General features: G+C 64.5%; 30 protein-coding genes. 26 read left to right on the top strand and 4 right to left on the bottom strand.

Translation table 11 applies throughout. The features are described 5' to 3' along the window. Nucleotides 1-82 precede the first annotated feature (82 nt). Complete coding sequence (locus V2L18_RS12745; RefSeq protein ID WP_336178636.1) at nucleotides 83-1108, bottom strand: hypothetical protein; 1026 nt, start codon at nucleotides 1106-1108, stop codon at nucleotides 83-85. 50 nt (nucleotides 1109-1158) lie between these two features. On the opposite strand from V2L18_RS12745, the gene V2L18_RS12740 reads away from it, so the two are divergent. The 3 genes from V2L18_RS12740 to V2L18_RS12730 are packed head-to-tail and all read left to right on the top strand — an operon-like array spanning nucleotide 1159 to nucleotide 2505. Beyond that, entirely contained in the window at nucleotides 1159-1410 is a 252-nt protein-coding gene (locus tag V2L18_RS12740; RefSeq protein WP_336178635.1) for a hypothetical protein, read from the top strand. Next, nucleotides 1407-1982 carry a hypothetical protein gene (locus V2L18_RS12735; RefSeq protein ID WP_336178634.1) on the top strand — a complete coding sequence of 192 codons (576 nt, stop codon included), beginning with the start codon at nucleotides 1407-1409 and terminating at the stop codon, nucleotides 1980-1982. The genes V2L18_RS12740 and V2L18_RS12735 overlap by 4 nt, the downstream gene beginning before the upstream one ends. Beyond that, on the top strand, nucleotides 1975-2505 hold the full coding sequence (locus V2L18_RS12730) for a hypothetical protein (protein ID WP_336178633.1): 531 nt from the start codon (nucleotides 1975-1977) through the stop codon (nucleotides 2503-2505). Before V2L18_RS12735 ends, V2L18_RS12730 begins: the two co-directional genes overlap by 8 nt. Before the next feature lie 17 nt (nucleotides 2506-2522). Here V2L18_RS12730 and V2L18_RS12725 read toward each other — a convergent pair whose 3' ends face one another. Beyond that, the gene (locus V2L18_RS12725; RefSeq protein ID WP_336178632.1) at nucleotides 2523-3614 is read right to left on the bottom strand and encodes a pentapeptide repeat-containing protein; all 1092 of its coding nucleotides are present in this window, start codon (nucleotides 3612-3614) and stop codon (nucleotides 2523-2525) included. Between the two features lie 95 nt (nucleotides 3615-3709). On the opposite strand from V2L18_RS12725, the gene V2L18_RS12720 reads away from it, so the two are divergent. After that, the gene (locus V2L18_RS12720) at nucleotides 3710-4036 is read left to right on the top strand and encodes a hypothetical protein (protein WP_336178631.1); all 327 of its coding nucleotides are present in this window, start codon (nucleotides 3710-3712) and stop codon (nucleotides 4034-4036) included. Nucleotides 4037-4041: 5 nt separating this feature from the next. Here V2L18_RS12720 and V2L18_RS12715 read toward each other — a convergent pair whose 3' ends face one another. Then, nucleotides 4042-4275, bottom strand: coding sequence for a hypothetical protein (locus tag V2L18_RS12715; protein ID WP_336178630.1), 234 nt, complete (start codon nucleotides 4273-4275; stop codon nucleotides 4042-4044). A gap of 95 nt (nucleotides 4276-4370) precedes the next feature. Here V2L18_RS12715 and V2L18_RS12710 point away from each other — a divergent pair, with 95 nt between their 5' ends. Together V2L18_RS12710 and V2L18_RS12705 are read left to right on the top strand one after the other, a co-directional pair. Continuing rightward, nucleotides 4371-4556, top strand: a complete 186-nt coding sequence (locus V2L18_RS12710; protein WP_336178629.1) for a hypothetical protein — start codon at nucleotides 4371-4373, stop codon at nucleotides 4554-4556. Continuing rightward, nucleotides 4553-4750 carry a hypothetical protein gene (locus V2L18_RS12705; protein WP_336178628.1) on the top strand — a complete coding sequence of 66 codons (198 nt, stop codon included), beginning with the start codon at nucleotides 4553-4555 and terminating at the stop codon, nucleotides 4748-4750. The genes V2L18_RS12710 and V2L18_RS12705 overlap by 4 nt, the downstream gene beginning before the upstream one ends. Before the next feature lie 20 nt (nucleotides 4751-4770). Here the strand turns inward: V2L18_RS12705 and V2L18_RS12700 are convergent, their stop codons facing one another. Next, nucleotides 4771-5460, bottom strand: a complete 690-nt coding sequence (locus V2L18_RS12700; protein ID WP_336178627.1) for a hypothetical protein — start codon at nucleotides 5458-5460, stop codon at nucleotides 4771-4773. A gap of 44 nt (nucleotides 5461-5504) precedes the next feature. On the opposite strand from V2L18_RS12700, the gene V2L18_RS12695 reads away from it, so the two are divergent. The 20 genes from V2L18_RS12695 (at nucleotide 5505) to V2L18_RS12600 (ending at nucleotide 25145) form a co-directional block, all read left to right on the top strand. Next, nucleotides 5505-6806 (top strand): CHC2 zinc finger domain-containing protein, encoded by a 1302-nt coding sequence (locus tag V2L18_RS12695; RefSeq protein ID WP_336178626.1) that lies wholly within the window; start codon nucleotides 5505-5507, stop codon nucleotides 6804-6806. Beyond that, complete coding sequence (locus tag V2L18_RS12690) at nucleotides 6803-8563, top strand: phage/plasmid primase, P4 family (protein WP_336178625.1); 1761 nt, start codon at nucleotides 6803-6805, stop codon at nucleotides 8561-8563. The genes V2L18_RS12695 and V2L18_RS12690 overlap by 4 nt, the downstream gene beginning before the upstream one ends. 390 nt (nucleotides 8564-8953) lie before the next feature. Next, the gene (locus V2L18_RS12685; RefSeq protein WP_336178624.1) at nucleotides 8954-9607 is read left to right on the top strand and encodes a hypothetical protein; all 654 of its coding nucleotides are present in this window, start codon (nucleotides 8954-8956) and stop codon (nucleotides 9605-9607) included. Between the two features lie 102 nt (nucleotides 9608-9709). Beyond that, nucleotides 9710-10273 (top strand): phage tail protein, encoded by a 564-nt coding sequence (locus V2L18_RS12680; protein WP_336178623.1) that lies wholly within the window; start codon nucleotides 9710-9712, stop codon nucleotides 10271-10273. Between the two features lie 149 nt (nucleotides 10274-10422). Further along, entirely contained in the window at nucleotides 10423-11022 is a 600-nt protein-coding gene (locus V2L18_RS12675) for a hypothetical protein (protein WP_336178622.1), read from the top strand. Next, complete coding sequence (locus tag V2L18_RS12670; protein ID WP_336178621.1) at nucleotides 11019-13031, top strand: terminase gpA endonuclease subunit; 2013 nt, start codon at nucleotides 11019-11021, stop codon at nucleotides 13029-13031. Before V2L18_RS12675 ends, V2L18_RS12670 begins: the two co-directional genes overlap by 4 nt. Beyond that, a complete protein-coding gene (locus V2L18_RS12665; protein WP_336178620.1) occupies nucleotides 13028-14653 on the top strand; it encodes a phage portal protein in 1626 nt (541 codons plus the stop codon). Before V2L18_RS12670 ends, V2L18_RS12665 begins: the two co-directional genes overlap by 4 nt. Beyond that, nucleotides 14650-14913, top strand: coding sequence for a hypothetical protein (locus V2L18_RS12660; protein ID WP_336178619.1), 264 nt, complete (start codon nucleotides 14650-14652; stop codon nucleotides 14911-14913). The genes V2L18_RS12665 and V2L18_RS12660 overlap by 4 nt, the downstream gene beginning before the upstream one ends. A 10-nt stretch (nucleotides 14914-14923) precedes the next feature. Then, entirely contained in the window at nucleotides 14924-16018 is a 1095-nt protein-coding gene (locus V2L18_RS12655) for a head maturation protease, ClpP-related (protein ID WP_336178618.1), read from the top strand. A 5-nt stretch (nucleotides 16019-16023) separates the two neighbouring features. Continuing rightward, nucleotides 16024-16404 (top strand): head decoration protein, encoded by a 381-nt coding sequence (locus tag V2L18_RS12650; RefSeq protein WP_336178617.1) that lies wholly within the window; start codon nucleotides 16024-16026, stop codon nucleotides 16402-16404. 10 nt (nucleotides 16405-16414) lie between these two features. Beyond that, nucleotides 16415-17437, top strand: coding sequence for a major capsid protein (locus V2L18_RS12645; RefSeq protein WP_336178616.1), 1023 nt, complete (start codon nucleotides 16415-16417; stop codon nucleotides 17435-17437). A gap of 10 nt (nucleotides 17438-17447) precedes the next feature. Further along, on the top strand, nucleotides 17448-17666 hold the full coding sequence (locus V2L18_RS12640; protein WP_336178615.1) for a hypothetical protein: 219 nt from the start codon (nucleotides 17448-17450) through the stop codon (nucleotides 17664-17666). Next, nucleotides 17663-18058, top strand: a complete 396-nt coding sequence (locus V2L18_RS12635) for a hypothetical protein (protein WP_336178614.1) — start codon at nucleotides 17663-17665, stop codon at nucleotides 18056-18058. Before V2L18_RS12640 ends, V2L18_RS12635 begins: the two co-directional genes overlap by 4 nt. Then, nucleotides 18055-18816, top strand: a complete 762-nt coding sequence (locus tag V2L18_RS12630) for a hypothetical protein (protein WP_336178613.1) — start codon at nucleotides 18055-18057, stop codon at nucleotides 18814-18816. The genes V2L18_RS12635 and V2L18_RS12630 overlap by 4 nt, the downstream gene beginning before the upstream one ends. Further along, nucleotides 18813-19370 (top strand): phage baseplate assembly protein V, encoded by a 558-nt coding sequence (locus V2L18_RS12625; protein ID WP_336178612.1) that lies wholly within the window; start codon nucleotides 18813-18815, stop codon nucleotides 19368-19370. The genes V2L18_RS12630 and V2L18_RS12625 overlap by 4 nt, the downstream gene beginning before the upstream one ends. A 12-nt stretch (nucleotides 19371-19382) precedes the next feature. Then, entirely contained in the window at nucleotides 19383-19586 is a 204-nt protein-coding gene (locus V2L18_RS12620; protein ID WP_336178611.1) for a hypothetical protein, read from the top strand. A 6-nt stretch (nucleotides 19587-19592) separates the two neighbouring features. Continuing rightward, on the top strand, nucleotides 19593-19964 hold the full coding sequence (locus V2L18_RS12615; protein ID WP_336178610.1) for a GPW/gp25 family protein: 372 nt from the start codon (nucleotides 19593-19595) through the stop codon (nucleotides 19962-19964). Next, a complete protein-coding gene (locus V2L18_RS12610) occupies nucleotides 19961-20818 on the top strand; it encodes a baseplate J/gp47 family protein (RefSeq protein WP_336178609.1) in 858 nt (285 codons plus the stop codon). Before V2L18_RS12615 ends, V2L18_RS12610 begins: the two co-directional genes overlap by 4 nt. Next, nucleotides 20815-21927, top strand: coding sequence for a phage tail protein (locus V2L18_RS12605; protein ID WP_336178608.1), 1113 nt, complete (start codon nucleotides 20815-20817; stop codon nucleotides 21925-21927). Before V2L18_RS12610 ends, V2L18_RS12605 begins: the two co-directional genes overlap by 4 nt. 11 nt (nucleotides 21928-21938) lie before the next feature. Continuing rightward, nucleotides 21939-25145: a DUF4815 domain-containing protein gene (locus tag V2L18_RS12600; RefSeq protein ID WP_336178607.1), complete on the top strand. Its 3207-nt coding sequence runs from the start codon at nucleotides 21939-21941 to the stop codon at nucleotides 25143-25145. The last annotated feature ends 2 nt before the right edge of the window (nucleotides 25146-25147 follow it).

Below are 25147 nucleotides of genomic sequence, written 5' to 3'. Positions count from 1 at the left end.
AGCGGATCGTCAGGCGGCGCGGAAGCCGGACTGTGCCACCGCGCGAGAGCGCAATTCCTCCGGTGCAGGCGTCAGTGGTGTTCTAGGCGCGCGTCTTGCGCCATCGAGCAAAGGCGAGGCCGCTGCCGCCGATGCCCAGTGCGGCGAGCAGGCCGCTCAACGATGCAATGACGATCCCGATATTCTTGGCGGTCGAGGCGGCCGTATCGGCACCCGCCGCAACGCGGCCGATCCAGGTCCAGATATCGACGGTGACCGTGATCGTCTTCGGAAACTGGCGGACAGGGAGGGTGACTTCCTGATCGCCGAAAATCAGCTTGTTTTCGAGGATGACGGTGATCTGCTGGTTCCCCTCGCTCTTGGGCGTGACTTTCCACGTGAAGGTGTGTTCTTCCCCATCGGGGATATAGGCCCACTGGGTTTCCTGCGGCTCGAAAGCGAAGTTCGCGCCGAAGAGGCGGGCGCCAACCCTGTTGGTGGTTTCCGTGTTCTCCACGGCGAAGGTGGTCGGCTCGGCTGTAACGGCCATTTCGGAGCGCATGACATCGGAGGGGACCGCTTCGGCCTGGCCCGCGAGCGCGCGCGCCACGCGGATATAGGCGTTGTGCTCGTTGGCGAGCACCATTTCGGGAAAGAACTCGCCGGCGACGGCGGTCGCGCGCTGATCCCTTGCCTTCATGACCTTGATGATGGTCGCCTGGTCTTCCCCGCTCGCTTCCTTGAAGTGCCGGGCCAGCTCCATGTTGCTCATTGTCTCGAAAGAGGGGGGCGGGCCTGCTTCGGTCACCATGACGCTCGTGCCCTCGCCGGAGAGGGAGACCACGGTCTCTGTGCGCGCAGGCCGCGAAGCGTTCTGGACTGTGATGACTTCGAAGCTTGGCTTGTTGTCCTTGTCGCGGATCGCGGAGCCACCGTTATCCGGCGCGTGCGCGCCCGGTTCGGGGGGAGGCGCTGTTTCATCTTGAAACAGAAAGAGTTGGCCGGCTACCGCCAGCGCAACCACAATACTCGCGATCAAGAAGAACCTTTTTTCGAGCAAGATTTTAAACATCTGTATGCCTCCGACACCGGACGCGCAAAATGTAGAAACAGAGAGAAATCTTATCATGCCACATCAATAGGACGCGAAAAAGCGCCGAAAGACTTGGAGGCGGCGCGATGACTCTCCCGCTTGCCTCCCGCCAGGTGCTGGCATTGTTCGTCTTCGCCCGGCGCCTTCACGCAGGGCAGACACAGGCTGCGGCTGCAAGGCTTGCCGGCGTGAGCGAGCGGCAGGTAAGCCGGGCTGAGAGCTATCTGCCTGTATCCGTGGAGGCGACGGGGCGTCTGCTTGCCTTCGCCGGGCTGGAGCGGGCGGAGCTTTGCGCCGCCGCCGGGCGGGCGCCGGACCTTGCGCGGAGGGCGGCATGACGAGCCTTGTCACCATCGTGCGCCGGACAATCGAGGATGTGGCGCGGGTTTGCGACGTTTCGCCGGCGGCGATCCGCTCGCCGGCCAGCCGGCGCGAGCGGCGGGCGCGCAACCGGGCGGCCTATGCGCTGGTGAAGGCCGGGGCGGGCAGCGTGAGCGATCTCGCGACCGCACTTGGCTTTGCCGACCGTTCGGGCCTGCGGCATGCGGTGCTGACCCATGCGCGCGAGATCGGCCAGCCGGTGGCCCGCCTTGAAGACCTGATGGGCAAGGGGCGGCCACGGCGGATCGACCGGGCGAAGCTCGCCTTTCTGTTCGCGGCCTGGGCGGAGCGCGAAGGGCTGAACCAGGTGCAGGCGGCAGGGCGCATCAAGGTTTCGCGTACGGTGGTGCGCAAGGTGGCCAATGCGCAGGCGCTGGACGATGAAAGCCTCGTCGCGGTGATGAGCGGGGCCGGGCTGGAGCTTTCCGACATTCTGGTGGGGCCGGAGACGCCCGCGAAAGCGCGCTGCGCTTCACGTGAATTCTACGGGAAACATGCCCAAGCGGGCCGGGTGGTGGCGCATGGGTAAGCGCTCGGCCTTCGCACGCATCGACAAGGATTTCTACCGCACGATCGACTCGCGGGCGGTGCCGCCGCTGCTGCCGCATCTGGCGCCAGAGACGCGCTTTTGCGAGCCCTGCGCCGGGGCGGGAGATCTGGTCACGCAGCTGGGCGCGGCCGGGCACATCTGCACCGCGGGCTATGACATCGAGCCGCGCCTTGAAGGCGTGGAGCGGTGCTGCGCGCTGACGCTTGGGCGTGAGGACGCGCGCGGGGCGACGCATTTCATCACCAATCCGCCGTGGACGCGCCAACTGCTGCACGCGCTGATCGCGCACCTTTCCGCACTGCTGCCGACGTGGCTGCTGTTCGATGCGGACTGGGCGCATACCCGCCAGGCGGGGGAGCTGATGAAGCGCTGCCGGAAGGTGGTGAGCGTTGGGCGGCTGAAATGGTTTCCCGGTTCTAAGCACACCGGCAAGGACAATTGCGCCTGGTACCTCTTCGGCCTCGCGCCGCTGGGCGCGCCCCGGTTTTATGGGAGGGGGTGATGGTAAGAGGATCGCCGCTACGGCAGCAAATACTCATCACTGGGCGTGCGACTTCGCACGAAGAGGTTAGGCAACTGCCTTTCAAACCGTTCACGATTCTTGCCGTCAGGGCCTGCATCATATCGCTTGATCGGGATCGTGGAGGGCAAGCCGATTGGCTCGTTGTCAGACCAACACCACACATCGATATTGTCTGGATTGATGTTTTTGACATCCCAGAACACTGCGCCGGAAATATTCACCATTCGAAAATTCGTACTATTGAAATCAGCGAGAGTAAAATCGGCGAGACTGGCATTGCAATCGATTATATAAGCGTCATTAAATTTTGCTGCGAAAAAAGAGCATTCCGAAATGTCCGCATTATGGATTGCTGTTTCGTTGAAGTTACATCGGATAAATTTCATTCGAGACAGATCTCTCCCAAGAAGACTAATTCTAGAGAAGTCTGTGTCGTCGAACTGAATGGCAATGGACCTCGCAATTTCTTCCAAATGCTCGGTTCGTTTGATGAAAGAGAGTGCGTCAAGGGCTTTCTCAGCATCTTGCGGAAGTGCGCCGGGGAAGGCTGGGGCCGCGAGCGGTCGGGTGTTCAATACACCGGAAATGAAGTTACTAAGCAATGTTGTCACCAGGGCATATGTGTCTTCTGGATCAGATACCGCAAGTTCGCGAAGCGTAAGGATGCCCGCTATGCGAACAGTCGGATGCTGGCTTTCGAGCATCAGCGCACCTTTCTGGTACCGCTCAACCTGTTGTCCCCGAACTGCGATCCGACGCTGCTCGATAGCGTTGTCGACCTGTTGGGCCGCATAGCCTGCCTGACGGAGAGACGACTGTGCCTGCAATTGGGCGGTCCACGAGCGCCAGGCGCCAAGGCCGAGGGCAAGCAGGCCGAGGATGGTCAGGCCAAAATTTCGGAAGATGGCCGAACGGTCAAAGACGCCGTCGCTCGTCCCCCAATACTCCCATGTCCATTCAATATCGGACAGCAGCAGAGCGACGACTCCGAGGGCGGCAGCCGTCAGAAAGCCGCCGAAGATCATAGCGGCGCCGGTGTGAAACTCATCTTTTTGCGGCGGTGGCGGCGCTTCTTCCGGCTTGCTCATGTTCCGACCATAAGACGTTGCGGCAAGAACGCTAAAAGAGCAGAAGCCGCGCGCCTTTGCCAGTGGCCCTCGCGCGAATTGACGAGGGCGGCCGCATGACCCGGGAAATCCTGCCCGGGCGCCGGGCTTCCGACACCATCAAATTCGGTCACGGGCCGCGCAGCTACTACGCGACCGTGGGATTTTACGATGGCTCCGATGGGCGGCCGGGCGACCGGCCCGGCGAGGTTTTTCTCTCCACCGGCAAGACCGGCACCGAGCTGCAGGCGTTGATGCGCGACAGCGCGATTGCCGCCTCGCTTGCCCTGCAATTCGGCTGCCCGGCCGAGCTGCTGGCGCGCGCCTTCTCGCGTGACGGGCAGGGCCGGCCGGAAACGGCGATCGGCCGGCTTTTCCAGATCCTGGCGGAGGACGCGGGATGACGGATTCACTTCCGGCCCAGAAAGCCGACATGGCGATACCGATCGATGCCATGACGGCGGCAAAGCCGCTCGGACGCGGCGTAGCAGGCTTCAACGGGTGCCGAGAGGGTCAGGTAGTCCTCACCTGTCGGGGCGAGGTTGGTGGAAAGCCGGTTGAGCACGGCGCGGCAGGCGTTCAGCGCGTCTATGGCCTCTCTCACTTCTTCGGCAGACAGCGTCGCGCTGCGCTTGTTTCGCATGGGGGTAATGCCTCAATTGTTTCCGTTATGTTCTCATATGAATTAGCGCTAGGCCGGGGCGAACGGCAATCCCGGAAGGAATACGGAGGGCAGGCATGAGTTCGCGGGATCTGGCTGCGGCGGCATGCGCGATGGAACGCGCGCGGATGCGCTGGGAACGCACGGAAAGCGATGCCGACTACATCGCGTTTCTTGAAGCCGAAGGGCACTGGCAGCGGTGCCGGATTGCGGAGCTGGTGGCGGCTGTCCAGAGACGCGGGCAGGTGGAGAGGGTGGCATGAACGACAACGGCACCATGGCGGCATCGACCGCGCCGCGCGGCGGGCTGGACCTGCTTTCCGGTGGGCTGACGCGGGTTTTCCTGCGTCAGGTCATGCAAGAGCAGAGGATGACGACACAGGACCTCGCCGAGTGGATCGGATGTTCTGAGAGCGAGATCTGGAACCTGATGTCGCGCACGGATGGGAGGGCGTGATGGGCCTATTCATCCAGCTACTAGAGACCGCGCCTCAATGCGTCCGCCGACAGCTCGGACATCGAACGATGGTCAACGGGCAAGCGCTCGCGCTTATCGAAAATGCGGCTGAGCGCAGGATCATATCGTTCGACGTATTCGGCGATATGAGAAAACTCAATGAGCATCATTGTTTGGCGATCGGTTCTTTGCTGTTCATCTGTAAACCTTGCTGCGAGCATCCCTCCTATTTCTGCCTTGGTTCTCTCAAGTGCTGCCAATACAGATCGCGCGCCGGCGCGCGCCACGGGCGACATCTCCGCAGTTTCGAGGCGAAGATCGCTGATCGATATGCGGCGGCGAAGTTCATGGAGTTTCCCGATCGAGCGGCCGTGCGCTTTGTTTCTTCGGTCCAGACTCTCATTCTGGTTTGTGGATATTTCGAGGAGTTCCCAGGTGACATTGATGAGCTTCAGAATTTCTCCCAGCTCAGCATCGAAGATCGTCTTTGTCTCGTCGGCAACTGCTCTTGCAATCCTCCCTGCCTCGTCGACCTGCCTCTTGATCCAGTAGACGGTCCATGCTGCTCCGCAAAATGCCAGGATACCCGCGATAAGTGTCTGCCACTTCGCCAGAAAGCCAACTACTCCGACGGCCGCAATCTGACCGGCCCAGCCGGCGATTGCGAAGCCCAGAAGACATGCGGCGAAGTATTTCCATGCGTCTTTCATGGAGAGCACGCTAGCACTGCGGGTGTCGTGCGGGGAGTCCCCGCATGACCTTCCCCGACCACGAACTCGACCGCGTGAAAGCCATTCGGATTTCGGAGGTCATTGGCCGCGATGTGACCTGGGACCGGGCCAAGACGAACGCGCATACCGGGGATTTCTGGGCGTGCTGTCCGTTTCATGCCGAGAAGACGCCGAGCTTTCACGCCGACGACCGGCGCGGCACCTACAAGTGCTTCGGCTGCGGGGCGGCCGGCGACGGCATAGGCTATCTGATGGAGCGGCACGGGCTGACGTTCGTGGAAGCCGTGGAGAGCCTGGGCGGCAAGCGGGATGCGCCGGAGTTGAGCCCGGAGCAGAAAGCCGCGCTGGAGGCGGAGCGGGCGGCGAAGGCCGCGGCGGATGCACGGGACGACAACATCTACCGCGCGCGGGAGCTGAGGCGGGCGCGGGAGATATGGACCGGCGGGCGCACCTTTGCCGGATCAATGGGCGAAACGGTGTACTGGCGCGGCCGGGGCCTGTGGGCGCCGGGCCGGCCGGGGGAGCGCAGCGCGGTCTATCCCTCGCTGCGCTACGTCGAGGACCAGCCCTATTACGCGCCGGCGCTGGGCGAGGGGGAAAAGCCGCGGCTGATCTATTCCGGCCCGGCGGTGCTGGCGGCCATCGTCGGCCCGGCGGACGGCGATGATCTGCGGTTTCAGGGCGTGCATATCACCTGGTTCGACCCGGACCATGCGGGCGAAAAGGTCCGGCTGATCGATCCGGCGACGGGCGAGACGCTGCCGGCCAAGAAGATCCGTGGTTCCAAGGCGCGCGGGTGGATTTTGCTGCGCGATCCGCGCCGCGTCGGTATCGGCATCGGCCGGCTTCGCATCGGCGAGGGGGTGGAAACCGTCCGCTCCTACTGGCAGGCGGAAGAGGTGGTGCGTGGAGCGGACGGGATTGCCGCGACCGCCTATGCCACCTCGATCGACCTGCAGTCGATGGGCGGGCCGGCCGTGACGACGGTGGCGCACCCGAGCGCCACCCACACGACGAAGACGGGCAAGGTAGTGGCCGACCGGGTGCCGGGGCCGGTGCCGGACATGGAAACGCCGCGCGCGGAACGGGCACTCGTGCTGCCCGACAGCGTGCGCGAGGTGCTGATGCTGGGCGACAGCGACAGCGACGCGTTTACCGCGCGCCAGGTGCATGCGCGCGCGGCCGCCCGATGGGCGCGGCCGGGCCGGCGGATCGGCTCCGTGTGGGCGCCGCCGGGTGAGGATTTCAATGACCGGCTGAAAGAGCGGGCGCAAGCCGCGCTCGGCCAGGAAACCGGCACTGCGCCGGCGCGGGGGAACGCATGAGCACCGAGGTTTACGGGGAGATCATGGACCGCCCGGTGGAGGAGTATCCCGCGCCGGAAGATGCCGGCGGCGGGGACGGTGCGCCGCCTTCGGGGGATGGGCCGGGGGATGGTGACGGCGGGAATTCGGGCGGGCCGTTCGACCTGGCCCGGCTGGAGGCCTGCGCGGCGGAGCCGGAAACCGACATCGGCAACGGCCGGAGGATTCTGCACTGGTTTCGCGAGGAGGTTCTGTATGTGGCGCGGATCGGCTGGCACGTGTTCGACGGCACGCGTTGGGGAGAGGATGTGGAGGGGCGGCAAATCCGCCCGTTGGCGCACACGGTGGTTGAGCGGATCGCGCTGGAGGCGCGGCTGATCGACTACCACCCGCACGAAGTGAAGGCGATCGAGGCAGCGAAGGAGGCTCAGGCCGAGCTTGAGCAGCTCGAAGGCAAGGGCAAGGACGCGAGCGACGAGGACAAGTCGCGCATTCTGGCGCTGAAACGCGTGGTCGCCGATGGAGCGGACGCGGAAAAGGCGCTGAAGGGGCGGAAGTCGTACCGCCGGCGCTACTGCAAGACCTCCGGTTCCAGCGGCAAGCTGGACAACATGTTGCGCGAATCCGCGCCCTACGTGATGCAGGTGGTGAACGACCTGGACGGCGATGCGCTGGCCCTCAACACCCGGTCGGGCACGCTGCGGTTCGTTTCCGAGGACGACCCGGACAGCCCCGACGCGGATGCGCCGCGAAAGCTGTGGTCGGTCAGGTGTGATCCGCACGACCGCGCCGACCTGATTACCAAGCTTGCGCCCGTCGACTACGACCCGGAGGCGATGGCGCCGACCTTCGATGCGTTTCTGGAGCGCGTGCAGCCGGACCCGGAAATGCGGTCGTTTCTCCAGCGCTATTGCGGCTATTGCCTGACGGGGCTGACGCAGGAACAGGTGCTCGCCTTTTTCTGGGGCGAGGGCGCCAACGGCAAATCCACACTGGTCGACCTGGTCGCGCGGATCCTCGACGACTATTCGACCACGGTGCCTTTCGAGACGCTGGCCGGCGATGACCGGCGAAAGGGCGGCGAGGCGACGCCGGACCTCGCCAAGCTGCCGGGCGCACGGCTGGTGCGGGCCTCCGAGCCGGAACAGGGCATGAAGTTCCGCGAGGCGATGGTGAAGGCACTGACCGGCGGCGAGGCAATCCTGATACGCCGGTTGCACGCGGAGTTCACCGAGATCCGGCCGACGTTCAAGCTGATCATATCCGGCAACCACAAGCCGGATGTGCGCGGCACGGATGACGGCATCTGGCGGCGGGTGCTGCTGGTGCCGTGGTCCGTTCAGATCCCCAAGGGAGAGCGTGATCCGTTGCTGCCGCAAAGGCTGTGGGCGGAGCGCGCCGGCGTGCTGAACTGGCTGATCAAGGGGGCGCTCGATTACCTGACCTACGGGCTCGACGTGCCGGAGGAGGTGCGATCGGCCACCGACAGCTACCGGGAGGAAAGCGACCCTATCGGGGCGTTCCTGGATGGATACTGCGAGGTGACCCGTGATCCGGATGACTGCATGACGCCGGGCGCCCTCTACACCCTGTTCAAGATCTTCTGCGAGGCGGCCTCCTACACCGTGTGGACGCCCACGACCTTCAACCGGCAATTGCCGCGCAAGGCGGCGAAGCTCGGGTTTCACAAGGCCAAGTCGAACGGCAACACGGTCTATCGCGGCATACGCGCGAAGGCGGACATGGGGAGCGGATGGTCATCCGACGAGGGCCGGTAGCGCGGTCGGGCCCCTCGCTCACCCCCCGATGGAGAGCCGGAGAGCGCTCCAAAGCGGCGATTTCGGGGACGCTGGGGACGCAAGCGGTGTGGGCGATGCCGTTGCTTCCCTGAGGAAGTGCGAAGGATATCAAAGCTTTCGGGCGCTAGGGACGCTAGGGACGCAAATTCCGGGTACGCGCGTGAGAAGCAATAAGGGGTGCGGGGAAGGCCTATTCTTTTCTCACGTACGTTTCTTCTCAAATTGCTTCCCTAGCTTCCCTGAGAAGGTTTGTTGAGTGGAGTAACTGAATTGATGCAATGGGTTATGGGGTCGGTGTTCGGGGAAGATAGGCAAAAAGCCAGCGTCCCCATCGTCCCCAGCATCCCTGACCATGGAAAAGGGCGGCGAATGCGGAAGATCATCGATATCGAGGCGCTGGTGCATTGGACGCTGGGAGATCAGGGCGTCGCCCGTGAATTCGGGGAGGAGGCATACGGGGCGGGGTATGCGGCCTCGGCGTGGGAGCCGATTGAACGGCTGGCGCAGTTGGGCACGCTGGTCGATGGCCGGGGCGGGAGCCGGTTCGGCTCGGGGGATATTCATCGCGATGCCCTGCTGGTGGGGGATGCGATCAGGTCGATGGAGCCGGACGCTCGTGGGATGGTGATTTGCTACGGCATCACGGGTGGGCGGCCGTCGTGGGACTATCGGCCGGAGTTGCGGGCGGTGATCGGGGCGAACGGAAAGCCGGCGCTGATCCGCGAGCGGGTGAAGGGATTGAGGGGATGGCGGGACGATGTCGTCGGGTGCGAGTTGGAACTGCGGCCGTCGATCGAGGTGACGCGCGAGGCCTGGGCGAGATATCAGGCGTGGTGGATGGGGCTTGCGTATTTGCAGGCGTTGCTGAAAGGGCGGCTCGCCGAGCACGAGGCAACCGGCCCGCGCGCGCCGTTCGAACCGTGGATCGGGACCGGGGCGGAAGCGCTGGTGCGCGTGGTGTTCGCCGAACGGGTCGCGGGTGGTGACAGGGTGGGTAATGAAGAACACCGCAGAACGGCTTGACTCGCGGTTTGGATTTGACATAGCTTCATCAGGCTAGATTAGATCTGGAGATCAGAACCGGCCGGGCAGGGCGCCCGAGCCGGTTTTTTCGTGGGCGGATGGATGTCGATTGTCACCTATCAGTGGGAGGGCAGCGGTGTCGTCCGCCTTGCAGCCGCAGCCAGGAACACGCTCGGCCCGAACAAGGCAAGGGCTGCGTTTCGGCGCGGGATCAACCGGACCGGCGACAAGACATTCACGATCGTTCGGCGTGTCGTCGCCAAGCAGGTTGGTCTCAGCCAAAGCAAGGTCACCCAGAAGGGCGGGCTACGGAAAATCCGGGCGAACTATCAGGCGCTCGAATACCTGATCATTTCGCGCGGTCGTTTCATCAGCCTGAAAGAGTTCAAGGCCCGTCAGGTCCGTCGCGGTGTGTCGGCCGCGCCTTGGGGCAAGCGCCAGGTGTTCAAGAGCGCGTTCGGTCCTCAGATCAACGCTCTCGGCGGGCACGTCTTCCATCGCACCAGCGCGGATCGCTTCCCGATCGCGAAGATGTGGGGGCCGGCGATCCCGAAGGAAATCGTGAAGGACGAAAGCCGCAAGGCCTTCGACGAGACCGCCGCCCGCGAACTGCCGCCGAAGATCGAACACGAAATCCGCCGCCTGATGCAGGGCACGGCCTCCTGAAATCACCCGCTCGGACCCCGGTCGGAGCACCCCCCATCCCCTTAGGGACCGTACCCCCGCGGCCAACCCCGCGGGCGCGCTGCCGCGCGAGAGTGGGCTAGTTTTTCAGCGTTTGGGCCGGGTTACCAAGGGTTACCAAGGTTACCGAAATGAGCGAACCGGTTACCGATGGCATCTGGGTCGGCGTGCGTCAGCTGGCGGCGATGAAAGGCGTTTCGCACCCGGCAATCTCGAAGCGGCTGCGGCGGTTCGAAGAGGCCGGGCTCGTCACGGTGCGCCGCGAAGGACGGCGGACGCTGGTGAATGTCGCGCAGTGGGACGCGGCTGCTGATGAGGTCACGGATCCGGCTCGGCTCGCGGGTGCGGAGACGACGCGCCAGATGTCGGCGGATGTGGACGCGACGCACGCCGATGCGCCGACGGGGACGAACACGAAGGCCTACAGCTTCCAGCAGGCCCGCAAGGCGGAATATGACGCCGACCTCAAGGAAATCGAGCTTGCGAAGCAACGTGGCCAACTTCTGCCGATTGCGGAGGTCGAGGACGCGATGATCCGGTGCGCGGAAAGTCTGGTGCGGGCAATCGACCAATTGCCGGCCGGCGCTGACGACCTGGCCGCTGCCGTGTCCCGCGGCGGCGTCCCGGCACTGCGCGATGCGCTGAAGATCAAGGCACGCGAGCTGCGGCTGAAGCTTGCAGAGAAAATGAGACTTCTGGGCGAAGACGAGAGCGACGGGGACGAGGAATGAAGACGACCTTTGCCAAAGCGCTTCCGATCGTTGCCGGCGCTCTTGCTGCCGTTCTCACTCCGCCGGAGCCGATCGTTCCGTCCGCGTGGGCAAAGGATCATCTGTATGTGCCTGACGGGCCGCGCGCCTCCGAGCGGTGGGATCCTTCGCTCACCCCCTATGTTGCCGAAATCATCGACCTGCTTGGGCCGGACAGCCCGCACAATCGGGTGGTGGTGCGCAAGTCGGCACAGACCGGCTTGTCCATTGCGGGGCTTGCCTGGCTCGGCTCCCTGATCGATGGGGCGCCGGCCAACATGGCCTATGTCCTGCCGACCGACGAGGCGCGCAACGACTTCAACTCGGAAAAGCTGACGCCGACGATCGAGCACACGTCGGCGCTCAACAAGAAGATCCGCAAGCAGCTTTCGCGCTCCGGCGATGGCTCGACAGCGAAGAAGAAGAAGTTCCCGGGCGGCACGCTCAATCTGCTGAACGCGAATTCTGCGCCGGACCTCCGCTCGAAGACGCTGAAATATGCGGTTGCTGACGAGGTCGACGAATGGCCGGACGACCTGGAAGGGCAGGGCGATCCGTGGGAGCTGTTTGAAGGCCGGTTCATTTCGTTCCACGCGTCGGCCGATTGGAAGATCTTCGAGATCTCCACGCCCACGATCAAGGGCTCGAGCCGGATCGATGCTGATTTTGAGGCCGGCGATCAGAGGTTCCTGTTCTGCAAATGCCCGCACTGCGGGGAGCGCATCCGGCTTCTGTTCGAGAACCTTCGATACAATCCGAAGCCGCCGTACCAGGCGCACTACGTTTGCCAGGAATCGGGTTGCATTATCGAGCCGCACGAAAAGCCGGCGATGCTGCGGAGCGCGAAATTCATCGCGACAAATGCGGAGGAAGGTCTCTACCCGTCGTTTCACGTCGATGCGCTGACCTCGCAGCTCACGACCTGGGACAAGATCGCGGAGAAGTTCATCCAGGCGAAGGGCGATCCGCGCAAGGAAAAGACGTTCTGGAACATCTGGCTCGGGCTCGCCTACGAGATGCGGGGCGATGCTCCGGACTTCGAGCGCCTGATGGAGCGGCGCGAGGAGTATGCGGAAGGGGTGATCCCGCCGCGCGGACTTCTGCTGACCGCCGGATGCGACGTGCAGCACACCGGGATCTGGGCGGAGGTCATCGCATTCGCGCCCGACAAGCAGAGCTGGACGGTAACGGCCCGTTGGCTCGAAGGCGATACGACCGACGCCAATGGCGGGGCGTTTCTCCGGCTCGCCGCGCTCTACGACGAGTGGTTCTCCGATTCCTTCGGAGGCCAGCGTCAGCTTGATGCGATGGCGATCGATGCCGGCGACGGCGGGCGGGCGAACCAAGTCTATACGTTCGTCCGCTCACGGCCCCGCGCCTATGCGATCAAGGGACTGCCGGGATGGACAACGCCGGCGATCGGCACGCCGTCAAAGGTCGATATCCGGATCGGTGGCAAGAAGAAGCGTCGCGGTGCCACGCTCTGGCCGGTCGGGACCTGGTCGCTCAAGGCTGAGTTCTACACGAACCTGCGCAAGGTCGGGATGTCCGGCGGACAGGAGTTCGACCCGCCCGGTTATTGCCACTTCGGCGCGTTTCTCGGCATCAACTTCTTCAAACAGATCACGGCGGAATACCTGACGGACGAACTCCATCGGGGGCGCCGGCGCAAGGTCTGGAAGGAGAGCGGGGAAAACCACCTGCTCGATTGCCGGATCTACGGGATGGCGATGGCCGATCACCTCGGCCTTCACCGCAAGACGGAAACCGACTGGCTGATGCTCGCCAAGGAGCGCGGCGTTCCCGAGGAACTGCGCAATCCCGATCTGTTGTCACCGTTGAGTGTTCGGCTGGAAGCGATGGCCGCCGCATCTGCAAGGCAGGGGCCGGCTCCGGCCTCGGCACCGTCTGGTACGGAAAACGATCAGCTGGCGCCTGCTGAGCGGTCGAGCAAGCGCGAGGCGCGTCGCAACAAGTGGAAGCGTCGATGAGGTTCCTTCAGCGGCTGACAGGCAAGAAGCCTGCGAAATCTGCTGGTGGCGCCGGACCTCGGTCGACCGCGCGCTATCTGCGTGACACGCCGACGGGGATCATCCGTTCGCGCCACGCCTCGCTCTCCGACAGCCGCGATGATATCCGGCGGTCCTGGCGGCAGGCGGCGTCTCTGGCACTCGACATTGTGCAGAATTCTGGCCGGCTCAAGGGCATGGTCGACCAGGTGCTCGCCGATACGGTCGGGGTCGAGCTGGTACTGAACCCGCAGCCCGATCTCGCGCATCTGGGATACGACCAGAAAGAGACGACGGACTTCATCCGGCTGGTGAAGAAGCGCTGGAAGAAATACGCGTGGAATGCGGCTGAATGCGACTTTCGCGGAAAGTTCACGTTGCCGCAACAGGTGGATATCGCGCTGCGCTGGCATATCGTCTACGGCGAGGTAACCGGGATCCTCGACTACATGCCGGCATCGGTGCGCCGGCGCTACGGGATCAGGACCGGCACGAAACTCTGTCTCGTGCCCCCGCCGCGGCTCGTGCAGGACACGAACGAATTCGCCGGATTGTTCCAGGGTGTTTATCACGACGACAACGGTCGCGTTTCCGCCTTCCTGCTGGAGGAGAAGCGGAACGGGTTCTGGACGAAAGTGCGGTATCCGGCGCGTGACGGAGAAGGTCGCGCTGCATTCCTCCACGTGTTTGATCCGGTGGACGCGACGGACGTGCGTGGCATCTCCGTCATGGCGTCGGGGATCCGGAAGCACCTGCAGCACGAGACGCTGGAAGACGTGACCCTGCAGACGTCTATCCTGCAGACGTTCTTTGCGGCAGTGCTGACGAGCGATCAACCGTCGGCCGACGCCTTCGAGGCGCTGGAGGCGATCAAGGATATTCGCGGGGAGGATTCCTCCTCATCCGGATCGGAATACGTTTCCGAGTTCGTGGGTTATCTGAACGGCAGTCTGGAGCGGGCGGCCGAAAGCCGGCTCACGGTGGGAAGCGATCCTCAGGTTTCGCATCTGGCGCCAGGTGAGGACTTCGAGTTCAAGACGGCGAACACGCCGGGTCCGCAGTACCAGCCGCTTTCCGCCAGTCTCAGCCGGGACATGGCGCGTTCCGTCGGGATCACCTACGGCGCGCTGACGATGGATCACACGAAGGCGACGTACTCGTCGACGCGGATGGAGAATTCCTCGATCTGGCCGGTGGTGACGCGGCGACGTGAACGGATCGCGGCACCGGTTGCGCAAACCGTCTACGAGTTGTGGCTCGAGGAGGAGATCGCGACGGGGCGCATCCCGCTCAAGGGCGGGCACGCTGCCTTCGAGGCCAACCGGGACGACATCACCTGGGCGCAATGGCAGGGGCCGGCGAAGGCGACCGCCGATGATCTGAAAAGCGCGAAAGCGTCTAGCGAACGTCTGGCGAACGGCACGTCGTCAGTCGAGATCGAGGCGGCGGAGCTGGGCGTCGATCCCGACGAGTTGTTCGAAGAGCGCCACCGCACCCACGAGCGCTATCTCGCGGCCGGCATGCGCAGCCCCTACGAGCGGGCAACGGCTGCCGGCAACATCGATCCGTCCGACGGCCCGGCGTCCACGGAGGTTTCGTCATGACGTCAATCAGGATCCGCAAGGACGTGCTGGATACCGACGATCCGTGTGCGGTCGCTGAAAAGCTTCGCTCGATCCGGCTCGCCATCGTTGCCGGCGGGCAGGCCGAGCGCGTGCGTTTCGGCGAGGAGGAGGTCGAATACTCCCGCGCCAACATCGCGCTTCTGGAACGTGAGATCGCGAAGTTCGAAGACGCCTGCATCCTGAAGAATGGCGGCCGCGTGAAGAGGCGGCGTTATGCCCGCCGGATCCGGTTTGGCTGAGGAGACAATCATGTCAGTGACGATTTCGAACGGCGAACTCCTGCTCTACGGGTTCGTCGGCGAGAGCTATTGGGGCGAAGGGTTCACGGCTCTCGAAGTCCAGGAAGCTTTGACCGAGCACGGATGGGCGAACGACGTGACCGTGCGGGTGAATTCCGGCGGCGGATATATCGACGACGGCATCGCCATCTACAACGCTCTGACAGCTCACAAGGGGCAGGTCACGATGATCGTCGATGCGGTCGCCGCCTCGGCGGCCTCCGTCATCGCGATGGCCGGCGACGAGATCGTCATGCGATCCGGCGCAATGATGATGATCCACGATCCGGCCGGATATGCCTTCGGAACAGCCGAGGATCACGAGAAGTCGCGCGCTCTGCTCGACAAGCAGGCCGACCAGATGGCGTCGATTTACGCCGATCGTAGCGGACAGGCGGTCGAGGATGTGCGCCAGGCGATGAAGGACACGACCTGGATGACGGGCGACGAGGCCGTCGAGCAGGGATACGCGGACCGCACGGACAGGGTCCGCTCGCTTGCCGCGACCGCCTTCGACTACCGGATCTTTTCCGACACTCCCAAGAAACTCGTCGCGCTCGCGTCGAGGAAAGGCTGGTCGTTCGATGATGACGACCGGTCGAAGGCGGCGACCGCCGCTCCCACCCGTCAGAGCAAGGAGACATCCATGGCTGGCAACACTGCGGCGGACGACACCACGGCCGCCGAACGGGCTACGGCGAAATCGGAGGGTGCTTCCGAAGCCAAGGCTCGCATCAAGGCAATCATGACCTGCGAAGAGGCCGAGGGCCGTGAAGGGCTTGCGGAACATCTCGCCTACGACACCGAGCTGCCGCCGGAGGAGACATTCAAGATCCTGGCGGCGGCGCCGAAAACCGCGGCGTCCGATGTCACTGCCGACGAGCCGGAGACGGATCCTGCCGATCCGAAGCCTGCGGACTTCGAACGGCGTCGCCTCGCTGCGGCGGGGCAGGCCGCACCCGGGCAGGTCAAGGGTTCCGGCGAAGACGGTCAGAGCGGGCGGCGCACCGCGCTGAAGCCGGGTGCGATCTACGCCGCGCGCCGCGACGCGCAGAAGAAGGGCTGACGACCATGGACATGAAAACGGAGAAGGCGCGCAACCTCGCGTACCTGCTGAGCGAGGCCAACGGGAGCCGGTCTCGCGACGTGGTCACGATCGCATCCGGCGAAGGCGGGCTCGAGGCAGGGACCGTCCTCGGCCAGGTGACGGCGACGAAAAACTATGTCGTTTCGCCCGACGCCGAAACCGCGGGCAAGGAAGGGGCGGAGACCGCCTCGGCAATCCTCGCCTATGGCGTCGACGCAACGGACGCGGACGTCGAGGCCGTGGTGACGTCGGCCGACGCCGAGGTGAAGGCGCCGATGCTGATCTATCACGCCTCGGTCGACAGCGCCGCCAAGGTGACGGCGAAACAGACACAGCTCGGCTTGGCCGGGATCAAGACGCGCTAAGGAGAAGATCATGCCCGATGAAGTCGATATCTGGGAGGGCGATGGCTTCTCCATGCGGAGCCTTACCGCCGCAGTCAATTCCGAACCCTACCGTCCCGGCCAGATCTCTGCGACCGGGATTTTTGATGAAGACGGGGTAACCTCGACCCGCGTCTCCATCGAAATGCGCGACGGCAAGCTGGGGCTGGTGGAACCGTCGGAACGCGGCGGTCCCGGTGAGACCGTCGACGACGAGAAGCGCCGCAAACTGCCTTTCGACATCCCCCACTACCAACGTGATGATGCTGTCAGGGCCGATGAAGTGCAGGGCATCATTCGCTTCGGCAGCACGGACGAACTCGAAACCCTGCAGGACCGCGTCGAGCGGAAGGGGGCTCGGCATGGGCAGGACCTGACCATGACGCTGGAGCATCAGCGTGTCGGTGCTGTTAAGGGCATTATCACGTCGAAGTCCGGCACGGTTCTGGAGGACCTTTACAGCCGGTTCGGAATCGCAGTGCCTGCCCCGGTCTCGCTGGAACTTGACGTTGAGGCTACCAAGGTCTCGAGCCTTTGGCAGGATGTCGTCTATTCGATCGAGGACGATCTCGACGAAACCTATTCCGGCCTGCACGTTTTCACCGGGCGCAACTTCCACAAGGCGGTGTGGGAGCACAAATCGGTGCGCGAGACGTTCATGTACAACGCCGGTGCGGTCGTTCTGCGCCAGGACGTGCCGGACGTGTTCGAATTCGGTGGCGCGACATGGGAGCGCTACAAGACCGGAGCGAAAGCGAAGTCCGACCTCGGGGCGTCTTACATCGACCCCAACAAGGCACGCGTCGTGCCGGTCGGTGTTCCCGAACTCTTCATCACCCGGTTCGCGCCGCCGGATTACGAGGACACAGTCAACGAGCTGCCGCCGCTCGGCCTGCCATTCTACATGCATCAGTACAAGATGGCGAACGGCAAGGGGCGGCATATTGAAGTGCAGATGAACGCGGTTTCGCTCTGCACGCGGCCGCAGGCGCTGCGCGAGCTGACGCTGACATGAGGGAACAATCATGGCTGAGAAAAAGATCAAGATCGCGTCGGCCCGGGGCCTGATCATCCCGAAGCAGATCGCCGGCACCGAGAAGGATCTGCGGGTTGAACCGCACAAGCCCGTTTCGGTGCCGGAAAGCTATGGGCGGAGCCTGATCGAAAACCGCTTCGCGGTCGCATATGGCGCCGCGGAGAAGCCCGCCGAGCCCCAGGCTGCCACCGGCGAGAAAGCCGGGTGAGTGGCCCCTGGAAAGACCACCTGGCGGCGCTTCGCCGGGTGGTCGATGCCGAACTTGGCGAAACCGTTCGGGTCGAGCCGATGCGGCGCGGGCAATACAACACGGTGCCTGATCCCGACCGTCCAGCCTTCGATATCGACGAGGCGCACCTCAGAGTATCCGGCGGTCAGGACGATCTTGGCGGTGTGGGATCCCGATCATGGTCGACGCTTGTCGCCGGTGGCGAGGCCGAACTGCATGTCGATCCGGATGCGTACCCGGCGGCGCTGACGCTTCGCAAGGGCGACCAGGTTGTTGCGACGGACCGTTTGGGGGCGCCGCGTTTCGAAGTCGCCCGTGTCGATCCTGATCAGCGCAACCGTCTGGTCCTGCAAATGAGCCTCAAGTTATGAGCCTGGTCTGTCTCCTTCTCCGGCTGTCGACGGTCAAGGCGCTGTCGGGCGCGACATGGGCGGGCGAGGCCGTACGCGACAGCGAGATCGCGCCGATCGATGCGGCAGCGGCGGAAGAAAAGCAGCCATTCATTTCGGTCTATGTGGATGAGGGACGCTCGCAACCTGTGGGGCGCGATCTCTTCGAAGGCGTTGCGGAGATGACGCTTGTGCTGGAGTTCGGCATCACGGCGCAGATGTCGGTCAGGGACGAGGACGGACGGGAAATCACCGAGCAAGGCATGCCCGTGACCGATGCCGGCCTTGAACTGACGTTGGATGTCCTGCACCGGCAGGCATTCGCGGCGTTGATGGATCCGGAAAACGAATGGGCGGATCTCTGGCGCTCGATCGTTTCCAAGGTTGTTGCCGTGGATATCCTGCGCGGAGCAAAGGCGGACGGCGGACCACGGTTTGCCGGACGGCAGGTGAAAGTGCACTGCAAGACCTTGCGCGACCCGGCTGTTGGTGCCGCTCTCACCGGCATCTGGCCGAAAGCCCTGGCGCTGATTGCCGGCGATGCCGAGCTTGCGTTTCTGGAGCCTGTGATCCGTGGGCTCGTTGCCGGTGATTTGCCTGAGTGGCAGATCGATCAGGCGCGACGCGGACTTTCCGCTGACGAAGCGAGGGCATTGAACCTGACGCCGCCCCCTGAAGCAGAAGCGACATCGCCCAATTTTGATGGCGTGACGGTCTCAGGGCCGGAGCCATCCGCATGAGCCTGCAGGATCTGGCCAATCAGTTCGCCGACATCTACCGCCGCCTGGCGGAGCTGGAACGACGCGCCCGCAACCGGAAGCGGACCGGCACTGTGAGCGAAGTCGATCACAAGAAGGGTCTTGCCCGGGTCCGGATCTCCGAACCGGGCGGCACGCCGTATATCGGCCCGTGGATGCCGTGGAAGGAGATCGCGGCCGGGGACATCAAGACGCACATTCCGCCGTCGGTCGGGCAGCAGGTCACGGTCGTTTCCGAAAGCGGCGACCTGACCGACGGGGAGATCGACATGTCGATCCCGTCGACGGCGAACCCGCGTCCGCACGACGGGCCGGAAGCGGTCATGACGAAGGGCAGCGTTCGCATTGAGGTCGCCGACGATCTGGCGACTGTCACGGCACCGAAGGTCATCGTGAAATCGCCTTCCGTCCAACTCGGCGAGGGCGGCGGGAAGAAGGTCGCGCGGGCAGGGGATATGGTCCGCGTGACCTACGGATCGTCTGCCGGATTGCATCCGATCGTTGAAGGTTCATCGCGGGTTTTCGCGGCTGATTGAAGGAGAAGATCAATGGAAATCGAAACCTACGAGGTCGCGATTGCGGGTTTCTTCGCAGGCACGTGGAAGGACGTGGAAGAGACGATGGCTCTCACCGGCCGCGAGGCGAAGTACCTGAAGATCGAGGGCAAGATCGCGCCTGTGTCGAAGAGCAAGGCAAAGGGCAAATCTGCTCGCGGGGCCAATGCCTCGGCGATGACGGACGCCAAGGAATAGGCGCCGATGTCTTCCAACGGCGTCGACGCGATCACGGGGCAGGGCCTCAAGGGCTGGTCCCATGTGGAGCAGTCGATCGGGAAGATCCTCACCACCCGGATCGGCGCGCGCGTCATGCGCCGAGATTTTGGGTCTGACATCCCCTTGCTGATCGATGCACCCATGAATGATCGCGTGGTGCTGGCTGTCTTCGTGGCGGCCGCGATTGCGATCGACCGGTGGGAGCCGAGGTTCGCATTGCGGTCCGTGGCAATTGCGGACTCCGGGCCGTCCGGTTCGATCGTCCTAGCGCTCTCCGGCACCTATTACCCGCGCGGTCACCTTGGCGACTTCTCGATCGAGGAGGACGCGCGGACGCGCGTGCTGATCCGCTCATGAGCATTCCTCTTCTCGACACGCTTGCCGCCCCCGAAGTCATTGAACCCCTCGATTATGAGGCGACCCTCGCGGCCCTCGTTGACGATGCCAAGACGCGCCTTTCTGCGGCGGGTATCGAGTGGGATGTCGACACGCTTGAGACGGATCCGATCATGATCCTGCTCGAGGCGTACGCCTACCGGGAGACGGTTCTACGCGCCAGGATCAACGATGCTGCGCGCGCGAACCTGCTCGCGTTCGCGTCCGGTGCGGATCTCGATCACCTGGCCGCCTTCTATGACGTGACGCGGCTGGCCGACGAGACGGACGATCGGCTGAGAGAGCGGGTGCGCTTCACTATTCTTGGACGGTCAGCCGGCGGACCAGAAGAGCGCTATGCGGCCGTCGCCAAGGGCGTATCGGCGCGTGTCCGGGATGTCGCGATCTGGCGCGAGGGCCGCGACCCGACAGTGCGGGTGTCGGTGCTGACGACCGAGGGCGACGGTGAGGCCGATGCCGCGCTGCTGACGGAAATCCGCGAAGCGCTGGAACAGCCGGAGATCCGTGTCGTCTCCGACCGGTTCGCGGTCGCGTCGGCGATCACGCAGACCGTCGACATCACGCTCACCGTACGCCTGGATCCAACCGCTTCGGCAACCGTCCTGACCGGGTTGCCGGATCTGATCGCCGCCGACTGGCTGGCGGAAAGCCTGCTTGGGTTCGATCTCACGCATTCCTGGCTGATCGCCCACGCGATGCGGACCGGCGTAACCCGCGTCGAGGTGACGGCTCCGGCCGCAGACGTTGAAGTCGACGGCACCGGGGCGCTGGCGCTCGGCACCATCACCATCGTTGACGGGGGGCGCGGCCGATGACCTCCGTTCTGCCGGTCAACTCAACGCCTCTTGAAGTTGCGCTCGACGAGGCCGGCGACGCGCGTTTCGAGACGCTCTATCCCGGGGCTGACGCCATTGCCGGATGGCGGTGGACCTGCCCGCGGGCGAGCCTGTTCCCGTGGCTGATCTGGGAATATGGGCTCGGCGCAATGTCGCCCTACCTGCCGACGCTTTCCTGCGCGGTCTACTACGGGGTGGCCTGGGAGCGGTTGCGCGGGACACATGCCGCCGTCGCGCGGGGGCTGGAGTTCATCGACTACGATGGAACGATCATCGATCCGCCAGCGCGGCGCACGGCCTGGGCTGATTTCCAGATCGCGCTCGGTCGGGTGCGTGACGCGGAGGCTGATCTGCCCCGGATCGCCGGCGTCATCGATCTTTCGCGACCGGCGCGCTCACGTCTGCGACGGGGCTATGCCGCTTATGACGTGCCGGCGGCCGAACTCTCCTGGACGCGGCTCGGGCGATCGATCATCGGCGACGACAGCGGCGTGCGGCCGGATGCGGCCGGGCCTAAGTGGTCGTTCGGCCGGGACCATGAGGCAGAGGCGACCTTGACCGAGGCGGAGTTGACCGGCCTCGGTGTCTGGATCCCCGGCGGGACGGACCCGGTCACATGGGAGGATCTGACATTCCCGTGGACCGACATCGTCGGGGCCTGGACGGACCTCGGATCGGACACGGCACGTCGCGCGACGATGGCTTCAGCGCTTGCGGCTCGCGGGGCGTACATCGCGCTCTATGACGCCGAGGGCGAAATGATCGGAGCACGCCGGTGCAGGGCGTGCCGGCCGGTCGCGTTCGGCGACACCTACGAAATCGCCGGTGGCACGTGGTCGCCCGACGTCGCCGGCACCCGGCTCTACATCGAGGCCCGCACCGGTTGGGGCGATGGCTCCGGGCAGACCGCCGTTGAGGCCGCGGTCCTGTTCGGTGCGGCGCCGGCGGACACGAGCCGGCCCGGGCAGCTCTGGTGCGCGCCTTCCGAGATCTCGGCACCCTATGCCGCCGTTGCGCGACATGCCGTTTCCATTCCGCTCGGCGACACGGTCCGTGACCGCGTAGCCCTGTTGGCCGATTTCACCTGATCGAGGTTTAGATGGCTCACGAACATCCGAACGTGGCCGGCGCTTACGACCGGACGCAGACGAGAACGGCCGACACAGGTCTCGTGTTTCGCGAGGGTTTGTTCCTGCAGGGGGCCGAACTCAACGAGCTGCAGTCCATCATGCGCGGCCGGATCCGGCGTGCTGGTGAACTATCGGCCCGTGACGGCGATCGGATCTCAGGTGCGGCAATCGTGATCGACACTGCGACTGGAACGATCACCTGCGCGGCCGGACAAGTCTACGCTCGCGGCGATGTGCGCCCGGTTGCCGCGGCAACGCTCTCCGGCGTGCCGATGGCGGGAGATGCGTTGGTCGGCGTGCGGCTGGTGACCGAGATCGTCGACAACGACGCCGCGCCGGAGCTGCTCGGGCTCGCTCCGGGCACCGAGGCTGAGGGGGAGCCTGGCGCGGTGCGCGAGGTCGAATACCTCGTCTGGGGCTGGGACGGCGACGGCGCGGAGGGCGACCTCTACGCCGTCTACCAGCTCGTTGACGGTGTGGCGATCGACCAGACGGAACCGGTGGAACTGTCGACGACGACGCAGGCGATTGCATCGTACGACCGCGACGCAAACGGCTCCTATGTGGTCGATGGCTGCCGGGTGGCCGCGCTCGGCGGCGTGTCGGGCGCCCAACGTTTCGTGATCGACAGCGGCACCGCGAACATCAACGGTTTCAAGCGGACCAGGTCGGCGTCGAGCCGACTTGAGATCGAAGAGGATCCCGACGTCTCCCGGATCGACGGCGAACAGCACTCGTTTGCCGACGGCGGATCCGGCACTGTCACACTCACCCTGCGCCATCCGCCGCTCGCAACGCTGGTGACGGCGCTGGTGACCAAACAGGTGACCGAGACCGTCACGCATGGCGGCGCGGTGGGCTCGATCGACGCGCTTGCCAACGACAGTGTCGTGGCGATCGTTGCGGTGACGCAGGGCGGAACGACCTACACGGCCGGAACCGACTACGTCCTTAACGCGGACCGTGTCGACTGGACGCCGGCAGGCGCGGAGCCGGCAACAGGGTCGAGCTACAGCGTGATCTATCAGTACCGCGACGCCGTCGCGCCCGAAGCGGCGACGGACCGGACTGTCACGGTTGCAGGCGGCGTGACTGGTGGCGACGTGATCCTGACCTACGACTACAAGTTGCCGCGTCGCGATCTGATATGTCTCGATCCGGACGGCCGACCTGTCTATCTCAAGGGCGTTTCATCCCGCACCACGCCGCGCGCGCCGGCCGCGCCCTCGACCTATCTGCCGTTGGCAGAGGTCACGAACACGTGGTTCGGCACGCCGACGATCGAGAACTCCGGCGTCAGGGCCTACCACTACACGACGATCCATCACCTGTTCGGCCGGCTGGTCGATGCCCTCGATCTGGTCGCGCTGGAGCGGTTGCGCCGAGACATCGACAGCCGCGAGCCGGTTGCCAAACGCGGCGTGTTCGTTGATCCGTTCACGAGCGACCGATACCGCGACAGCGGGTTCGCCCAGGACGCGGCGGTCTTCGACGGGAGTTGCCAGCTCGCGTCCGACGTGACGATCTTTCCGCTCGACCTGGCATCAGCTGCGATGCTGGTGGGTGAAAACGAGGTGGTGATCTCGCAGCCGCTTGCCACCAACTGTCGCCTGATCAACCCGTACCGCAATTTCGATCCGATGCCGGCGGCCATGACGATCAATCCGGCGACCGACTATTGGGTCGAGACTGTGACCGAGTGGCTGAGCGCCCAGACGCGGGTCCTCGGCGCCGGCAACAGATCGCGCACGACGACAGAGACGACGACCGTCGACGAGCGTGAAGAGCTTGCGGAGTTCCTGCGCGCGATCGAAATCGCCTTTCGGATTGAAGGCTTCGGGGCAGGGGAAATTCTGTCGCTTCTCACGTTCGACGATGTCGACATGACACCGGACCCGGCGCTGGTGGCGGACGCGGATGGGGTGATTTCGGGGACATTGTCGATCCCCGCAGCCACGTTCCCGGCGGGTTCGAAGCCGGTCTACGCCGAGGGCGCAGGCGGGAGCCGGGCGGGCGCGCTGTTCGTCGGCCAGGGCGTGATTACCACTACAGTGATGCAACAGGTCACCACCATCACGCGCTGGCGGGAAGCGACCTCGAGTAACGGCTGGAGCCGCCAAACGACGATGGGCGGCAACGATGACCCGCTGGCCGAGACATTCACCTTGCCGCGCGGGACCGGGCGCCACGTCGGGGCGATCGACCTGAAGGTCTGTGCCAAGGGCAACGACGCGAACCCGATCGTCGTCGAGATCCGCTCGACGCTGACGGGGCTTCCGACCTCGGAGGTTGTCGCGCAAGCCGTCGTCGATATGGCGACGGTGGTTGTCGGAGACTGGATCCGGGTTGCCCTGCCGTTTCCCGTTTGGCTGTCGGCCGACCGCGAATGGTCATTCGTCGTCAAGACAGACGATGAGTTCCATGCGCTCAGTGCGGCGCAGATCGGCACCTTCGATGCGACCGAGCAGCGCTATGTGACCGCGCAACCCTATTCGGTGGGCGTGATGCTGTCGTCATCCAACGCCAGCACGTGGACGCCGCACCAGGATGAAGACCTGACGTTCCAGGTGGTGGCCGTCCGGTTCCCCGTCACGACGCGGACCGTGCCGCTCGGCGTGGCCGCGCTGGTTGACTGCACCGACCTGATGGTGCTGGCGACCATCGAACTGCCGACAGGCGATTGCTCCGTTGTATTCGAGGTGGAGCGGCCGGACGGTACGATTTACCGGCTCGCCGCCGGCCAGGTGCTGGAGCTGGATGAGCGGATCACCGAAACGGTGACCATCCGCGCCGTGCTGACCGGCACCGAGACGGCCTCGCCGATCCTCTATCCCGGCGCCCAGCTCATTGCGGGCTCGCTGCGCGAGACGGCGACCTACGTGTCCAGGGCGTTCGATGCGTTCGGTGCGATGCGTTTGCCGGTGCGGGTGAAGGCGCTGTTGCCGTCTCCGTCGACCTTCACAGTCGAGCTGGAAGACGAGGCCGGCGCCTGGCAAATGATCCCGCTCGCGGAAACCGAGCTACTCGAGGTCGAGGGCTGGACCGACCGGACCTATGAAATCGACGAGGCGGATCCTCAGCCAACCTGGGGCGAGGAGACGCGGGTGCGCCTGACCCTGACCGGTACGCCGGCGGCACGGCCGTCGTTGGCGGATCTGCGGGCCGTGACCATCTAGGA

It is taken from the genome of Breoghania sp. JC706, from assembly GCF_037026715.1.
Classification (GTDB): Bacteria; Pseudomonadota; Alphaproteobacteria; order Rhizobiales; family Stappiaceae; genus Breoghania.
Note: the sequence above shows the minus strand (reverse complement) of the source record. Positions and strands in the feature narration are given on the sequence as shown.

What these genes read in the sequence shown, in the direction of transcription:
- V2L18_RS12745 (WP_336178636.1), bottom strand. Translation starts at nt 1,108, where the DNA reads ATGATAAGATTTCTCTCTGTTTCTACATTTTGCGCGTCCGGTGTCGGA.
- V2L18_RS12740 (WP_336178635.1), top strand. Translation starts at nt 1,159, where the DNA reads ATGACTCTCCCGCTTGCCTCCCGCCAGGTGCTGGCATTGTTCGTCTTC.
- V2L18_RS12735 (WP_336178634.1), top strand. Translation starts at nt 1,407, where the DNA reads ATGACGAGCCTTGTCACCATCGTGCGCCGGACAATCGAGGATGTGGCG.
- V2L18_RS12730 (WP_336178633.1), top strand. Translation starts at nt 1,975, where the DNA reads ATGGGTAAGCGCTCGGCCTTCGCACGCATCGACAAGGATTTCTACCGC.
- V2L18_RS12725 (WP_336178632.1), bottom strand. Translation starts at nt 3,614, where the DNA reads ATGAGCAAGCCGGAAGAAGCGCCGCCACCGCCGCAAAAAGATGAGTTT.
- V2L18_RS12720 (WP_336178631.1), top strand. Translation starts at nt 3,710, where the DNA reads ATGACCCGGGAAATCCTGCCCGGGCGCCGGGCTTCCGACACCATCAAA.
- V2L18_RS12715 (WP_336178630.1), bottom strand. Translation starts at nt 4,275, where the DNA reads ATGCGAAACAAGCGCAGCGCGACGCTGTCTGCCGAAGAAGTGAGAGAG.
- V2L18_RS12710 (WP_336178629.1), top strand. Translation starts at nt 4,371, where the DNA reads ATGAGTTCGCGGGATCTGGCTGCGGCGGCATGCGCGATGGAACGCGCG.
- V2L18_RS12705 (WP_336178628.1), top strand. Translation starts at nt 4,553, where the DNA reads ATGAACGACAACGGCACCATGGCGGCATCGACCGCGCCGCGCGGCGGG.
- V2L18_RS12700 (WP_336178627.1), bottom strand. Translation starts at nt 5,460, where the DNA reads ATGAAAGACGCATGGAAATACTTCGCCGCATGTCTTCTGGGCTTCGCA.
- V2L18_RS12695 (WP_336178626.1), top strand. Translation starts at nt 5,505, where the DNA reads ATGACCTTCCCCGACCACGAACTCGACCGCGTGAAAGCCATTCGGATT.
- V2L18_RS12690 (WP_336178625.1), top strand. Translation starts at nt 6,803, where the DNA reads ATGAGCACCGAGGTTTACGGGGAGATCATGGACCGCCCGGTGGAGGAG.
- V2L18_RS12685 (WP_336178624.1), top strand. Translation starts at nt 8,954, where the DNA reads ATGCGGAAGATCATCGATATCGAGGCGCTGGTGCATTGGACGCTGGGA.
- V2L18_RS12680 (WP_336178623.1), top strand. Translation starts at nt 9,710, where the DNA reads ATGTCGATTGTCACCTATCAGTGGGAGGGCAGCGGTGTCGTCCGCCTT.
- V2L18_RS12675 (WP_336178622.1), top strand. Translation starts at nt 10,423, where the DNA reads ATGAGCGAACCGGTTACCGATGGCATCTGGGTCGGCGTGCGTCAGCTG.
- V2L18_RS12670 (WP_336178621.1), top strand. Translation starts at nt 11,019, where the DNA reads ATGAAGACGACCTTTGCCAAAGCGCTTCCGATCGTTGCCGGCGCTCTT.
- V2L18_RS12665 (WP_336178620.1), top strand. Translation starts at nt 13,028, where the DNA reads ATGAGGTTCCTTCAGCGGCTGACAGGCAAGAAGCCTGCGAAATCTGCT.
- V2L18_RS12660 (WP_336178619.1), top strand. Translation starts at nt 14,650, where the DNA reads ATGACGTCAATCAGGATCCGCAAGGACGTGCTGGATACCGACGATCCG.
- V2L18_RS12655 (WP_336178618.1), top strand. Translation starts at nt 14,924, where the DNA reads ATGTCAGTGACGATTTCGAACGGCGAACTCCTGCTCTACGGGTTCGTC.
- V2L18_RS12650 (WP_336178617.1), top strand. Translation starts at nt 16,024, where the DNA reads ATGGACATGAAAACGGAGAAGGCGCGCAACCTCGCGTACCTGCTGAGC.
- V2L18_RS12645 (WP_336178616.1), top strand. Translation starts at nt 16,415, where the DNA reads ATGCCCGATGAAGTCGATATCTGGGAGGGCGATGGCTTCTCCATGCGG.
- V2L18_RS12640 (WP_336178615.1), top strand. Translation starts at nt 17,448, where the DNA reads ATGGCTGAGAAAAAGATCAAGATCGCGTCGGCCCGGGGCCTGATCATC.
- V2L18_RS12630 (WP_336178613.1), top strand. Translation starts at nt 18,055, where the DNA reads ATGAGCCTGGTCTGTCTCCTTCTCCGGCTGTCGACGGTCAAGGCGCTG.
- V2L18_RS12625 (WP_336178612.1), top strand. Translation starts at nt 18,813, where the DNA reads ATGAGCCTGCAGGATCTGGCCAATCAGTTCGCCGACATCTACCGCCGC.
- V2L18_RS12620 (WP_336178611.1), top strand. Translation starts at nt 19,383, where the DNA reads ATGGAAATCGAAACCTACGAGGTCGCGATTGCGGGTTTCTTCGCAGGC.
- V2L18_RS12615 (WP_336178610.1), top strand. Translation starts at nt 19,593, where the DNA reads ATGTCTTCCAACGGCGTCGACGCGATCACGGGGCAGGGCCTCAAGGGC.
- V2L18_RS12610 (WP_336178609.1), top strand. Translation starts at nt 19,961, where the DNA reads ATGAGCATTCCTCTTCTCGACACGCTTGCCGCCCCCGAAGTCATTGAA.
- V2L18_RS12605 (WP_336178608.1), top strand. Translation starts at nt 20,815, where the DNA reads ATGACCTCCGTTCTGCCGGTCAACTCAACGCCTCTTGAAGTTGCGCTC.
- V2L18_RS12600 (WP_336178607.1), top strand. Translation starts at nt 21,939, where the DNA reads ATGGCTCACGAACATCCGAACGTGGCCGGCGCTTACGACCGGACGCAG.